This is a genomic window from Ruminococcus sp. D54t1_190329_F1 (assembly GCF_015551645.1).
Taxonomy (GTDB): Bacteria; Bacillota; Clostridia; order Lachnospirales; family Lachnospiraceae; genus Blautia_A; species Blautia_A faecis.
The window spans coordinates 80,399-94,032 of record NZ_JADNDC010000018.1; the positions used below are offsets into that span (position 1 = coordinate 80,399).

General features: G+C 40.5%; 11 protein-coding genes. 2 read left to right on the top strand and 9 right to left on the bottom strand.

The annotated features are described in order from the left end of the window. The 9 genes from I2D69_RS10170 to I2D69_RS20490 all read right to left on the bottom strand — a co-directional run. Window positions 1–4,867, bottom strand: a 4,867-nt coding sequence (locus tag I2D69_RS10170) for an InlB B-repeat-containing protein (protein WP_195379847.1), incomplete at its 3' end; no start/stop codon positions are given. 21 nt (window positions 4,868–4,888) lie between these two features. Continuing rightward, window positions 4,889–5,380: a hypothetical protein gene (locus I2D69_RS10175; protein ID WP_195379848.1), complete on the bottom strand. Its 492-nt coding sequence runs from the start codon at window positions 5,378–5,380 to the stop codon at window positions 4,889–4,891. 288 nt (window positions 5,381–5,668) lie between these two features. Next, on the bottom strand, window positions 5,669–6,028 hold the full coding sequence (locus I2D69_RS21010) for a phosphatase PAP2 family protein (protein WP_173717812.1): 360 nt from the start codon (window positions 6,026–6,028) through the stop codon (window positions 5,669–5,671). Next, the gene (locus tag I2D69_RS10185) at window positions 6,004–6,177 is read right to left on the bottom strand and encodes a hypothetical protein (RefSeq protein WP_173717811.1); all 174 of its coding nucleotides are present in this window, start codon (window positions 6,175–6,177) and stop codon (window positions 6,004–6,006) included. Before I2D69_RS10185 ends, I2D69_RS21010 begins: the two co-directional genes overlap by 25 nt. Window positions 6,178–6,466: 289 nt before the next feature. Then, the gene (locus I2D69_RS10190; protein WP_173717810.1) at window positions 6,467–6,652 is read right to left on the bottom strand and encodes a hypothetical protein; all 186 of its coding nucleotides are present in this window, start codon (window positions 6,650–6,652) and stop codon (window positions 6,467–6,469) included. 68 nt (window positions 6,653–6,720) lie between these two features. Continuing rightward, window positions 6,721–7,176, bottom strand: coding sequence for a hypothetical protein (locus tag I2D69_RS10195; protein WP_118584190.1), 456 nt, complete (start codon window positions 7,174–7,176; stop codon window positions 6,721–6,723). Window positions 7,177–7,283: 107 nt separating this feature from the next. Continuing rightward, a complete protein-coding gene (locus I2D69_RS10200; protein ID WP_202017067.1) occupies window positions 7,284–8,234 on the bottom strand; it encodes a PD-(D/E)XK nuclease family transposase in 951 nt (316 codons plus the stop codon). Between the two features lie 473 nt (window positions 8,235–8,707). Beyond that, window positions 8,708–9,301 (bottom strand): tyrosine-type recombinase/integrase, encoded by a 594-nt coding sequence (locus tag I2D69_RS10205; protein WP_173717809.1) that lies wholly within the window; start codon window positions 9,299–9,301, stop codon window positions 8,708–8,710. A 232-nt stretch (window positions 9,302–9,533) separates the two neighbouring features. Next, window positions 9,534–11,834, bottom strand: coding sequence for a leucine-rich repeat protein (locus tag I2D69_RS20490; protein ID WP_195379849.1), 2,301 nt, complete (start codon window positions 11,832–11,834; stop codon window positions 9,534–9,536). A gap of 421 nt (window positions 11,835–12,255) precedes the next feature. Here I2D69_RS20490 and eutJ point away from each other — a divergent pair, with 421 nt between their 5' ends. Beyond that, on the top strand, window positions 12,256–13,086 hold the full coding sequence (gene eutJ, locus I2D69_RS10215) for an ethanolamine utilization protein EutJ (protein ID WP_173772019.1): 831 nt from the start codon (window positions 12,256–12,258) through the stop codon (window positions 13,084–13,086). A gap of 420 nt (window positions 13,087–13,506) precedes the next feature. Continuing rightward, window positions 13,507–13,634 (top strand): ArsR family transcriptional regulator (locus I2D69_RS10220; RefSeq protein ID WP_347708392.1); only part of this gene is annotated, 128 nt, incomplete at its 3' end.

Sequence of the window (13,634 nt, forward strand, 5' to 3'; positions counted from 1 at the left end):
CCTGTTCAAACTTAAAGACACCGTCTGTCAGTTCCAGATTTTCCAGTTTCATACCATCGCCTGCACGTGTCAGTTCATGGGTTCCGGTGGTGGTAACATTACCTTTTTCGTAATCTCGGCTGTCAGCTTTACAGCTTACGCGGACACCGATCTGTGTTTTCACTGGTAATTCAAATTCTACAGGGGTATAAAGCTTTGCGCTGTCACCATCCGGTATAAATGTCGCTTTGTATTTTGCGGTTCCGTTATCTTCTCCTGCAGGCACAAGCTCCGGTTCATTCCAGCGGAAGCTTCCGGTCACCTTGTTTTCTTTGTAGGTCACTTCGCCTCCCGTAAACGGACTGAGCGCCAGTTTTTCCTGATATTTCAGGTTTCCAGCCAGTGGCAGTACCGAAACCTCAGGTTTCATTTTTCCCAGTACAAAACTGCCCTTGGCAGTACCTTCCCATTCTTTTCCAGCCAGATCTTTATAAAGGATATCTGCCTGGTAAGTATAGATATACTGGTTTTCTGTCTCTTCTACTTTGTCAGAGAGCACCACATGGAAAGAAATCCGGTTCCCATACAGCTGATACACATTTTCCTTTTCCAGGATTTCTGTCAGTCTTCCAGTGATTTCTGCCTGAAGCTTTTTGGGGGTATTTTCCAGTGGAAGATACTTTTCCAGGGAGTCCGTATAATGATTGGATAAAACTCCTGTTATGGATTCCAGTATCTGCTCCGGTGAAACTAATGGTTCCCACTGTGCATAAAGTGTACTGTCTTCTTTTAACTTACGGTCAAATTCATACGGTTCCCCGCTTCCATCTGCTGTCAGATACCAGCCTTTAAATACGTAACCAGGCACAGACGGATCCTCTGGTACTGTTACATCCTGCTTTTCTGTGGAGTAAATGGTCTTATAAACCCCGTAATCGTCTAAATTATAATCAAATGTGATCTTATGGCGTTTATAGGCCCGAAGGACCAGCGTGATATTTCTCTGTGGCATGGTAAAGGTGATTTTATTCTTACCAGTAACGCTGTATTTAAAGTTATCATATGTACTGACGACTTCCAGGTCACTGTAATCCGGGTCCAGCACAGTCCTTATTTCCACTTTCGTTCCGGAACGGATCTCCTCAGAACGGATCAGCACATTTCTAAAAAATGATTTCCGATATGCCTTAAAAGTCCTGATTCCGTCTCCAGCCTGTATGACAAGCTGTACCTGACGGAGATCAAGTTTCAGGTAGACGTCTTTCTGGCTCTCCCTGCCGGTTATGGACAGGCTGGTCTTCTGATCCGGTTCGTTATTTACGGACATCATCACCGCCTGCTGTTCCCCGTTAAAATCCCGTTTGTTTATGGTGAGGTCATAGCTGCCGTTCTTCTGCTTCTTAAATTCCTTCACGGTACCGTCCGCAGCAGTTACCCACAGCTTATAAGTGGTATCTGCTTCTTTCCCGTTCAGGCTTATGTGATAATTTACCTGGCTGCTTTCACCCGGGAATCTGTGCACATAAAGATAATAAGTTGTTTCATAATTTTGGTCATCCGCAAAAACTTTATATCTTAAGGTTCCATTTTGCGCATCCAGTGAACAGTCCTTCACGGAACCAATTCCGGATTGTAGGGAACCGCTTCCATTTATCCACTTACATTCCATACCTGCCAGTTCCGGATAAGCATCTTTTGCTTTCTGGATGATCTGATTTAAATTCAGGCTGACGGTTTTCCACTCTGCTGTTTTCTGGTCTGTACTTAGATAACTGGTAAAAGTGTTCTGATAAACCAGGGCATTGTCCCAGCCGGCAGGATCCAGTCCCCATTCGTCTGCGCACCAGTCCCTGAGCACGACTTTCATCGTGTGGTTTGTGGTTGCAACATAAATTTTTTTACTAAGATGGAACCTGCTGACCTGCTTTTTCACGATAGCAGATTTGCTGTTGTTGGTATAAGTTACAACCAGGTCCAGTTCTGCCTTTTTACAGTTATATTTTGCCGCTAGGCCCTGATCCAGATAAATAAATCCGAGGCTGGTGTTGTTCTTTCCGTTTCCCACATAAAAGAGTTTTGCCAGGGGATCTTTGGCCGATACTGCTTTCCCATCAACTTTCAGATTCTGGATCTGAAGGGAAATACCTGCATTCTTCTGGGTCGCCAGAACGAAGCTTTCTTTGCATGTGCCTTTCGCCATATCCCAGTTTTTCATCGGAATGGAAGCAAAACCGAAGGAATCTTTTTTGTCTGCATTTTGGGACACAACCTTCCACATGTCAGCCAACGTGGTCTGGTTCATATAGGAAAAACCGCTGGAATAGCTTTTCGACCACAACGGCCATCTACCGCTGTATACGGTCCAGCTCTTTTTCTTGGTCTTAAAGATAAGCTTGACTTTCAGCTGAAGCTTGACAACCACATCAATACCGACCTCAAATTTCAATGCGCCCAGCTCTGTGCTTGCACCGCTTACCAGGTTCGCTGTGTTATAATAGAAGCCAGACAATTCTGCGTAAGCGTAGACGCTGCCTTCTATGCTGGTGGAGATGAAACCGCAGAAGGTAATGGAAATCGTAACACGGATTCCCACCCTTGCCCCTACTTTACCAATCAGGTAAACACTGCTGGTCACGCTGCTTTCCAGCTTCTGTGTATAGGAGCTTCCTTCAAACTTCAGGAACTTATACTCAAATCCAATGCGTTCTCCGCTTTTTACCTCAATTTCCACGCCAAAGGTTGCCAGCACACCGACCTGGCCCACAAGGTCAATATCCACACCCAAGGTAATGATTCCGTAGAAAGAGAACCGCAGCTTCAAAAGAACGACGTTGAAAATATCATTGTAGACCAGGGAGGAATTTACAATGGAACCAACTGTCTTCATTAGTTCGGAAACATTTTTGTCATACTGGCTGTAGTCGTTGGAATCCTTTAACCCTTCTGGTTTTACGATCTCGGAAAGTGTTTTCTTCGCATCATTGAACAGCTTTACAGAGCCGCCGGAGGATGCGGTAACCGTAAGGGAAATCTTGGATGTGGAACGCAAAGTTACGGACATATCGATCCAGAATTTTCCACCTTTTACATTAGTCTGTACGGACAGGCTCTGGGTAAAGGACAGCTTAGGTGAAATGGTAAGAATCGTCTTCGAACCGTTCTTAATGGCTGCACTTGCCGAGATGCTGATCGTCGCAGTTACATTGCTGCCGGATGCAGAGATCTTTACGGATGGTTTGCCCGGCTTCAGGGTGGCATTCATTCCTGCCAGGGAATAAACTCCTTCCCCGTATTTTTCATTGATCATCTTCTGGGTTTCCTCAGAAGTCATAACCGCCATCAGCATCTGGGCTTTTAATTCCTCGTTTTCCTCTACCTGGCTGACGATTTTGGATTCCACTACCTGGAGTTCTTCTTCGGACAGCTGGCTCTCCAGATCTACATCATCTGTAGTGTTTACATCAAAATCTGCCAGGTAATCCTGTGGATTGGCATATCCGAACCAGATCCTTGTCTGATCCCCTTCGCTCTGGACATCCACAACCTGAGCAAAAAGCACATATCCGTCAAAAGAGCCTTCGGTATAGGAATCCATGCTCTTTTCATCCCGGCCGATTTCGCCGTCATAAAAGGCTACGATTTCCCCGGGCTCATAGTTAAGCGTCCCATTTACAAGAAGTTCCCCAGGCTCATATGCCGGAGTTTCGGTTTCCGGTACATCCTCTTCTGTTTCAATTTCCGGTTTTTCTTCGGAAGGAAGTTCTTCATTTTCTTCTGTTGTTGTGGAAGGCTCATCCGCTTCCTGCCGGGAAAGAATTTCCTTTTCTTCCTCCTGAAGGAGTTCAGCTGTTTCTTTTTCTGTTTGTCCTGCTGTTTCTTCTGAATTTTCTTTCTCAACAGCAGGGGTGTAGGATATTACCTGGTCCCAGAGAATATAATCGATATCTTCTGAAAAACCAACAATCTCCACCTTCTCTTTATAAACAGAAACTGTAACTGAGCGAACATCTTTGGAATAATCTGCAAAATTAATTTCTTCAGGAAGCCTTACTGTAAATGTGGCTCCCGGCTCAAATCCTTTTTTTTCATCTTTTTCGTAATATTCACCGAAAATGGAGAAACCGTTCGGTGTCTTTTTTACAGACAGGATCGGATCCAGATCACCGGCTCCCGGCTCTAAGGAGACAGCGGACAGAACCTCGTCTTCTGTCATTTTGGTATCTGTAATCAGCGGGATCTCTCCCTGCCAGTCGAAATCATTTAACTCCGCACAGCTTCCATCCTTTTCCTGGCTTACGGCTTCGTTGGAAGTAAAAAGCGCATACAGAGTCATATCTTCCTGAACTGGCTCTGTATATGCAAATGGTTCGGTACACGTTTCATCACGGCACCATCCGCCGAAGGTATAGCCGTCCTTACTTGTAGAAATGCTGGATACCGGTTTGGAAAGAAGTGTTTCCCCTTTTGCAAAGGTAAGAGGTGCTGCTGGTGTACCATCAAATGTTTCAAAGGTAACGGTCACAGCTTCAGCAGCATCTGTAAAACCTGCATATAAGGTCAGAGGTCCGTTCACACAGTCAAACTGGGAATACGCTTCTGTACAGGCCGCATCCTGATACCAGGTGGTAAATATGTATCCTTCTTTTTCTGGCGTGATCCCGGTAACATCCACCGGAGTTCCGGGAACTGTCTGACGGACAGCCACTTCACTGCCATCAGCTACAAATGTAACGGAGTAAGTTTCCAGTTTCAGAGAGCTTGCTGCACCACTTGGAAGGGTTTCACTGCTTCCGTCTGGTTTTTCCAGTTCCAGTGCTTTTCCGGACTGGTTTGTTACTTTACAGGTGGCGTAAACCGCCAGGGAACTTACCGGTTCTTTTACTTCCACATCTCCGATGGTTCCGCTTCCTTACAGTGTTACTGCCTGGCCGCCGTTTAATTCCAGTTTGGAAATATTCGTTTCAGAATCAATCTGCAGGGAAGACTCTTCTGTCTTTTCCCCGGCTATCAACAGCTGGTCTGCTTTCACACCAGTGAAGCTGATCGCAGTACCCTGGCTGATGTCCAGTGCTTTCGCAGTAACATTAGATAGCTGGATCTTTGTTGTATTGCGGATTGTGATGGTTCCTGCTGTGATGCCGGAAAGATAAACCGACCCACATGCAACCAAAATGGATTTGGAATCATCCGACACCCTTAGTTCATCGGCCTGTTCCTGGGATGTGATCACGTAATCGTAACCATCTGTATCAATTCCATCCAGAAACCTGCTATCCACGGTCGTTTCTGCTTGATCCGAAAATCCCTGATTTTCAGTTCCTGCAAGCACAGTACTTCCCATTGTGGTTGTCAGCATAACTACCACCAGAAAGAGTGCAATTGTTTTTCTGAAATGCTTCATACATTTCCTCCTCCCTTTTGGCAATGCTTTTGCCTTTTCTTGTAATTACAATGATATTTTAACTATTGATTATAGTCAATTATATATTATTTGGTACCTTTAAGCAACTGTTATTTGACAATTTATGGCAAATTTCCAATAGAAAAAGGAATGTTCACTCTGAACAATCCCTTTTTATAAAACTTTATTCGTTTTTCACACGATACAAAGGATGATTCTTTTTATTATCAGAAACAGCACCCCTACTGCTATTGCATATGTTTCTCTACCCGTTTTTTCTCCAATCTGTCACTGATTCCTACAGCAAAGTAAAGTGGCTCCCCGATATATTCCAAACAATCCGAAGCTCAATAGAACACCTCCGATGATATCTGTACACCAGTGTACACCATATAATAATCTTCCACATATCATAAACAAGGAAAAAAGAACAGAAAAAATATTAGTTTCTTTTCGTAACCAGTAATTCGAACTCCTATGATTTGCCTGATACATAAGCGAAAGCATGACACTTACCTGATTGATCTTAATCTGCATTTGCCAGTTTACTACTCGGTAAATCTTAAAAAGTTTTATGATGTCATGAAATTCTGTATTCTCTTCCCCTTTGTATTCTTTCGATATTACTCCTGCTCGTCCTCTTGACATTTTTCTGCCTCATCCTTTCGTAATTTCATCTTTTGTTGAAACGCCTTCTCCATTTCGTCGTCCACCACACTAGCTCTGATAAGGCAGCAATACATAAGCGTAATCACCACTGCCATCAGAACGAAGAACACAAGCCAAAATACCCACATTCTTTTATCCCTCCGTTTTCATAATATGGAGTGGTTCTTTACTCTCCTACTTATAAATAATAAAAATTTTCGACGAAAAGTGTAAAAATTTGAAAATAAATTGCGATTTTTTTAAGATTTTCTCGATTTATAAAAGAAATGGAATCGAAATGTGATTACCACTTTAGATTTGCAGGGTTTGATGATATAAAATGATTTCTGTATCGATATAGGGAAATAGTTGAATTTCTATAATAAAATTGCCATCCGATCAGATATTTATCCAACCAGATGGCGACAACTTCTTCATTTATGCTGGCAGCAAGTCCGCATTTTTAATAATTTCTTCAATCTGTTTTTCTTCCATTCCCGCTACATCAGCGATCTGAGCGATTGTATAACCCTTGCTGTGCATTTTTACAATCATTTCTTTTTTACCAATCTCAATTCCTGTCTCAATTCCAGTTTCTTTAATTTTCTGACTTAAATTACACATAACACTCACATCCTCTCTAAAGTCTTATTCCATTGGAATATCATATTCGTTTCCGATGATATTGCATTTTATCTGCCAGCCCTAATATAAAACAATGGAACCCATAATTTTGTTTTTATTTTCTTACCTTCCACACTATAGGCTGTCACATCACAAGTTTCAAATTTTTCTTGATTGCAATGGTGTTGTAGAGCATCTGCCTCTTGTTCCATAAGTGTATATGTGAAACTTTCAGAGGGCATAAGAACCTTGGCATTTTCTACTATGTGACAATCTACAAGCAATTTGTTTTTATAGCACAATTCAAAGCTCTCTAGTATAAATGGATTTTTACCTGTATTATAAATTTCAATTCCATGTTCTGATAAACTTGTTTTAGTACGGTATTCTTTATCTATCAGTTCCGTTTCTGGTGTAGAAACCATTTTAAAAGTAAGCTTTGGTCTTTCACGAAAAAACATCGTAATCTCATTGAAAATCCAGCCAACAATTACGCCTGCCAGAGTCGCTACTAATTCACGCATTTATAATCTCCTTTTGTTCAAGGAAAAGCTGTTCTCCTTTTATCTGGGAATTGATAAAAAGCCATTCAAATGAACATCCATTTGAATGACTTTTCCTTCACACAACATTATGCTGGTAGCAATTCCTCATTTTTAATAATTTCTTCAATCCGTTTTTCTTCCATTCCCGCTACATCGGCGATCTGAGCGATTGTATAACCCTTGCTGTGCATTTTTACAATCATTTCTTTTTTACCAATCTCAATTCCAGTTTCTTTAATTTTCTGACTTAAATTACACATAACACTCACATCCTCTCTGAAGTCTTCTTCCATTGGAATATCATATTCGTTTCCGATGATATTCAATTTTTCATTTACAGACAGATTCTGGGATAACAATGCTCCAAGTAATCTATGTAACTCGTATTTTTCTTCATGTTCAGGAAGCTCTTCTGCCAGTCCGATCATGACAATATTAATCAGATCCAACTTTCCCTTCCAGGCATGCGAATTGACAAGACTATCCTTTACCAGATGAATATGCTCCAAACTATTTTCCGGCATGTTCATACACACCCAGATGGAATAAACACGTTTGATATCATTATAATTTGAATTTGAAAAATCTTTTTCTTTCTGTGAAGAAATCATGCGACTCACATAAAAGATAGCTCGGTTTAAAATCTCATATTTCTCAGGCTCATCCTTTTGTGCTTCCACGTTCACAATAATCTGTGATAATCCATCTCTCATCCGTACATAAAAGATAATATCAAACCTTATAGTTCCTTCATGAATCTCCTGGTTTTCAGAATTAAAACCTACGACTCGCTGACTATCTTTTTCAACAACAGTATTCGTAAGCCCAGGTTCAACCGGAACAGTATTAATAAATGGCTCTCCTTCAATGTAAGATATTACATCTTTTGGATTCATTCCCATGAATTCATCTACTGTTTTTACCAGTATATGTGCCAGAATGCTTTTCTGACCAAGCAGTCTTTTCGCTCTCTCATCATACTGTGCATCTTTATCAGTTATGAGAATTGCATTCTTCGTTTCTGTATTCACTGGCATTACTCCTTTTCGGGTATATTCAAAAATCCTTTTCCGAATATAGTTATATTATACTCTAATTCGGCATTTGTAACAACTGCTAATTTATATACGTGATCTTGTATTATCACAGCCCAAATGAAACAGACCGAACCCTGCATAATCAATTATACTTGGTTCGGTCTTACTTTATAATAAAGCATATTGTACTTGAGATATGATCTATTAAAAAATTTTTTCTGGTTGTTTTACTGCACAGCTTACTGCACGGTTTTTGCAATAATCCCATGCCATGAACCGCCATTTAATGCTACTCATAAAAATCTCCTAGCACCTTCGAAAAGCCTTAAAAGATCGCATTTAACGGACATTTTAATAGCGAAACAAATCACCATTCCCATATGGGTGACATCTTAATAGTATCTGCGGAAGCCCTTGTTTTATGCGGGTTTGTGGCATCTTCCAAACTGTTTTGACCACTTTTTGACAACCTTTTAGTATTTTTTTATTATCAGTGTTATTTTCCATAATTTTCCTTTGTTATTTTTTTCTGGTATAGCCGGAACTTTTTCCTCTTCATATTTCTCGGAGAATTTATTAAATTCATCTGAAATATACTCCTGTTCCAAGTGTGTATAATATTCCGTCATGTTAACATGTGCGTGACCTACAATCTTGCGAACGGTAAATGGTGACATACCAGATTGATTCATTCTCGTGACAAAAGTATGCCGAAACTTATGTGGATGTACACTAAACAAATGTGGTTCCCGATTCGGCGTAGTAATCTGCTTCTTTGAGTATGTTTCCTCCAGGCGGTTCTTACTATCATCATAAAATACCGTCGTCTCATTTAAAGTTTTACAGACACGAATACGATGCTTTTCAAAATCAATATCAGACCACAAAAGTGCTGAAATTTCTCCTATGCACAGCCTTACAGATCCAATAAAGTCGGTTGCTCTTTCAAAGCCGTCTACATATCCTCGGACTGTATTCGTCTTAATGCGTCCAATTTTATAAAGTTTCATCCATTCATCAAACCATTCCGAAACTTTATATTTTTTTGCTTTATCGCTGTAACCCATAATATATTTTCCAGGCCAGATTTTAAGTACATCAGCATATTAACACGTTCAAAAAAAATATTCAAGTCTCCTGTTCCTCCAGCCACTGCTCAATTTTTTTCTATGTGTAAGACTTGATTTGCAAAGTGCTGTTCATAGCGCGTACAATTTTTTTGTGTTTGCTATTATAGTAGGGAGACAGTACAAAACTGTACTGCCTCCCATAAATTTTAAATAATACGTTTCAAAGCTGTTACTTCACGGTAACCTTGCACTTCACGGATTTCTTTCCTGATTTCACTGTAATGGTGGCAGTTCCTTTCTTCTTTGCAGCAATTACCCCCTTTGCGGATACGGTTGCTACTTTTTTGTTGCTGCTCTTGTAGGTGATTTTTTCGGTACTTGTTAACGGAAGAATCACAGGTTTTAAGGTGGCTTTCTTTTTCACCTTCAAAACAAGCTTTTTCGGGATGCCTGTAATTTTCTGCGTCCGAACGGTCGTTTTCTGGACACGGACAGGTATTTTTTTGGTGAGGCCACTGTTTAGTGTAATTGTGAGCGTGGTTTTTCCACTTTTTGTACCTGCTTTTAACTTACAGGTTCCATTTGGATTTCCGGTTACCGTGACGATTTTTGTGTTCCCCGATTTCCAGGATTTTACGAAATCGCCAGGCGCCAAACCAGTTACTTTCAGGGCACTGCTACGTTGTCTGGTTTTTAAAACAAGGCTGGACATATTTACCTTCATAGTTGGCTTTGATGATGGTGCTTGTGGTGATGGAGCCTTGGATGGCGTTGGGATTGTGGTTGGTTTTGGCGCAGTGGTCGGTTTTGGCACAGCAGTTGGCTTTGGTGTATCAGTTGGAGCTGGCGTTGCTGTGGGCGATGGCGTAATGGTCGGCGTCAATTTGTCGCGTGTAATGATAAATGATTGGGGCTGAGACCATTCACCGTAGCTGGTTTCTACATAATGGTTATATGCTCTCATGCGTACATAATACGTACAGTCTGGTTCGGCCTCAAACCAGTAAGTGAAATCTTGAGTATTATCAAGTTTTCGGTATACAGATGTATCTGCCCACTGCGAAAAATATGATGAGCTACTAATCTCCATCTCATACCCAGATACATCAGGGCATTTTTTCCAGAAAATTTTTACAGCATCAGTTTCAGAATATTTTCCTAGTTCTATGGAAAAAGATGGGATAACATCTGGTGTTTTGTCAAGTGCAATAAATTCAGCACCTATTTTTTTTGCGTCATAATCCAGTCCCCAGCCATTGTAACCATAAATAGTTTTTAAGTTTACACATCCTTCAACTGCGGAAGGATCAATAAACGGCCATTCATCCCGTGCTGCATTTTGTTCATCATATAAAAAGGTTATGGATTCCAGATTTGAACAACCGACAAATGCTTCATTTTCCAATGCATAAAAGGTGTGTGGAAGTATAATTTCACGCAAACTCGAACAGTTATAAAACGCTTTTTTTCGTATTTCAAATAAATAACCATCCAGGCTAATATTTTTTAGACTGGTGCAGCCACTGAACACTTCTTCATCAATCCAACCAAGATTCTCAGGTAAAGTTATCTCAGTTAGGTTAATACAATCTTTAAAAGCTCTACCCCAAATATATCCATCGGATATATGAGCAGTTTTTAAATTTGTGCAACTATTAAATGCATCAGCTCCAATATCTCCTACAATATTGATACTTTCCAAGCTGCTACAATACTGGAATGCTGCTTCCCCTATTCTGCAGGGTTGGGTATTAGTAAAGTGAACATTTTTTAAACTTGTGCATTCTTTAAATGCTTCCATTCCGAGCTCAATAAGCTCTTTGGGTAAAGTTATTTCTGACAAACTAACACATCCAGAAAATGCATTGTTTCCAATATCTGAAGTATTATCAGAAAACGTTACTGATGTCAGACTGATACAATTCTCAAATGCATAATTTGGAATTTTGCTTAATTCAGGATCAGCTTCAAAGATAACTGTTTTTAAAGCGGTACAACTGCAAAAAACACCTTTCCCAAGGACTATAGAATGGGGAATTGTTATTTCATCTAAGCTGACACATTCCTCAAATGCTGAATCCCCAATTTCTTTTACATTTCCAGGAATATTGATTGCTTTAAGTACGCTGCATCCTTTAAATGCATTCTCACCAATAGAACTTAATGTATCTGGCAAAAGAATTTCTTTTAAATTCTTACAATTTTCGAAAGTGCTCGTACCAATATGATTTAAATTAGATGGCATTGTTACTTTCTGTAATGAATAGCAATTTTTAAAAACGTCATATGCAATTGTTTGCAAATTGGATGGAAGTGTTACTTCCTGCAATGAAGTACATTCTGCAAAACACCCGGTTCCGATTTTAGTAACACTTTCGGGAAGGAATACGCTCTTCAAATATGGCAGATTATAGCAAAGTGAACCACCAATACCTGTAACTCCTTCATTTACTATAAGTTTCTTAATTTCTGTTCCATGATATTCAATTACAGATCCATCTTTTTTTAACACACCCTGCCCATAAGCCACCACAGTTCCATCTTCAAACAATGCTGTAGAAACAGAAGAATTTCCTGACTATCTGTCCATTTCTGTCAGTGCGCAAAACAAGATTAATATTTACCCGACAAACGCTTTTTTATTTGGCACATATTGTTGTAATATTCATATTTCAGACGAATCATTGTGCCGGATCTTTCAGGATTTCGTTCAGTCACTGCCAGGAAGTCCTATGGTATATTCAAAGGAGGACTGTTTAAAGCTACTGGATCAGCTTACTTTGCCATTTTAATTTACGCCGGCAATGAGCCATATTCCGGGCAAAATTATTGTTTTTTCGCCTTTTTTCATATATAATAAATACATTATCGCTGCGAATCACTGCAAAATATGAATGTATCAGTACACTGATTCACAGCTTCCAGATTTATTAGAAATGGAGTGTTCGGATATGGAACTAAAAAACAGAACTTTATCAAATTTTGCAGAACTGGTACGCACTGGTGAATGTAAAAAATTCAGAGGGCGTTTGAAGGTAGGCGTGGATCTTGGTACTGCGAACACGGTTCTTGCAGTTGTAGATAGTACGAATCGTCCTATTGCCGGTGTCTCTGCACCCTCCCATGCAATCCGTGACGGTGTTATTGTGAATTATTACGAATCTGTTCAGCTGGTTACAAAATTAAAAGAAGAACTGGAAGAAAAGCTGGGCACGGAGCTTCTCTATGCCGCTGCTGCCATTCCTCCGGGAGTTTCAGAAGGCAGTGTGAAGAGCATTGGATATGTATTGGAAGGTGCCGGTTTCGAAGTAACCAACATTGTTGACGAACCTACTGCGGCCGCTGCTGTATTAAAGATTACCGACGGTGCAGTTGTAGATGTGGGCGGCGGCACAACCGGCATCAGCATCCTCAAGGATGGCAAGGTAATCTATACGGATGACGAGGCAACTGGGGGCAGCCATATGACGATGACAGTTGCCGGTCATTACCGGATTCCCTACGAAGAGGCAGAGGTTCTGAAGACCACTCCGGAAAAAGAGAAGGAAATTTTTCCGGTTATTAAGGCAACGGTTGAAAAAATGGCATCCATTACCGAGAAATTTCTAAAAGGCTATGAGATACCTGCAGTTTATGTGGTAGGCGGCTCTGCAAGCTTTCAGGAATTTACCAGCGTGTTTGAGAAGAAGCTGAACCTTCCAGTTTACCGGCCGGTTCATCCCCTTTTGGTCACACCGCTTGGAATCGCTTATAACTGCCAGCTTCCACAAAAAGCTCACTGATTCTAATAACAAAAAGCTCTATCGTATTTTGATCTGTCCAAAAGTTAGATTTTTGGTGCTTCAAAATACGATAGAGCTTTTATGTTGCAAATAAGTGAATTTCAGTTTTCTAGTATGGCTCACGCCCTGCCAGGCATTCACTTTTCAGGAGACGTTTGACAATAATCTTCTCCGGATGGGCAAGGATGGCGGCATCAAACAGATCTGTTTCTGCAGAACAGGGAAAACCATGCTTCTGTCTTTATTTGCTACCCAGGCAGTTTTTTGAAGTAACTGGTTCTTGACACATGATATCCCTTGCATTATAATACGTTTAACAATTAGGTTAAATGTTAAATAAAGGGGTGTGATGAATTTTTGGGTATACAGGATACATTAAAAGCACTGGCAGATCCAATACGACGTGAGATTTTGAACTTATTGAAGAATGGGCGGCTTTCAGCCGGAGAAATATGCGCACATTTTTCAGTAACGGGAGCATCCATATCAAGACATCTGGCAATATTGAAGGAAGCTGATTTGATCCGAAACCAAAGAGAAGGAAAGTT

What these genes read in the sequence shown, in the direction of transcription:
- I2D69_RS10185 (WP_173717811.1), bottom strand. Translation starts at nt 6,177, where the DNA reads ATGTGGGTATTTTGGCTTGTGTTCTTCGTTCTGATGGCAGTGGTGATT.
- eutJ (WP_173772019.1), top strand. Translation starts at nt 12,256, where the DNA reads ATGGAACTAAAAAACAGAACTTTATCAAATTTTGCAGAACTGGTACGC.
- I2D69_RS10200 (WP_202017067.1), bottom strand. Translation starts at nt 8,234, where the DNA reads ATGCCAGTGAATACAGAAACGAAGAATGCAATTCTCATAACTGATAAA.
- I2D69_RS10205 (WP_173717809.1), bottom strand. Translation starts at nt 9,301, where the DNA reads ATGGGTTACAGCGATAAAGCAAAAAAATATAAAGTTTCGGAATGGTTT.
- I2D69_RS10175 (WP_195379848.1), bottom strand. Translation starts at nt 5,380, where the DNA reads ATGAAGCATTTCAGAAAAACAATTGCACTCTTTCTGGTGGTAGTTATG.
- I2D69_RS21010 (WP_173717812.1), bottom strand. Translation starts at nt 6,028, where the DNA reads ATGTCAAGAGGACGAGCAGGAGTAATATCGAAAGAATACAAAGGGGAA.
- I2D69_RS10195 (WP_118584190.1), bottom strand. Translation starts at nt 7,176, where the DNA reads ATGCGTGAATTAGTAGCGACTCTGGCAGGCGTAATTGTTGGCTGGATT.
- I2D69_RS10190 (WP_173717810.1), bottom strand. Translation starts at nt 6,652, where the DNA reads ATGTGTAATTTAAGTCAGAAAATTAAAGAAACTGGAATTGAGACAGGA.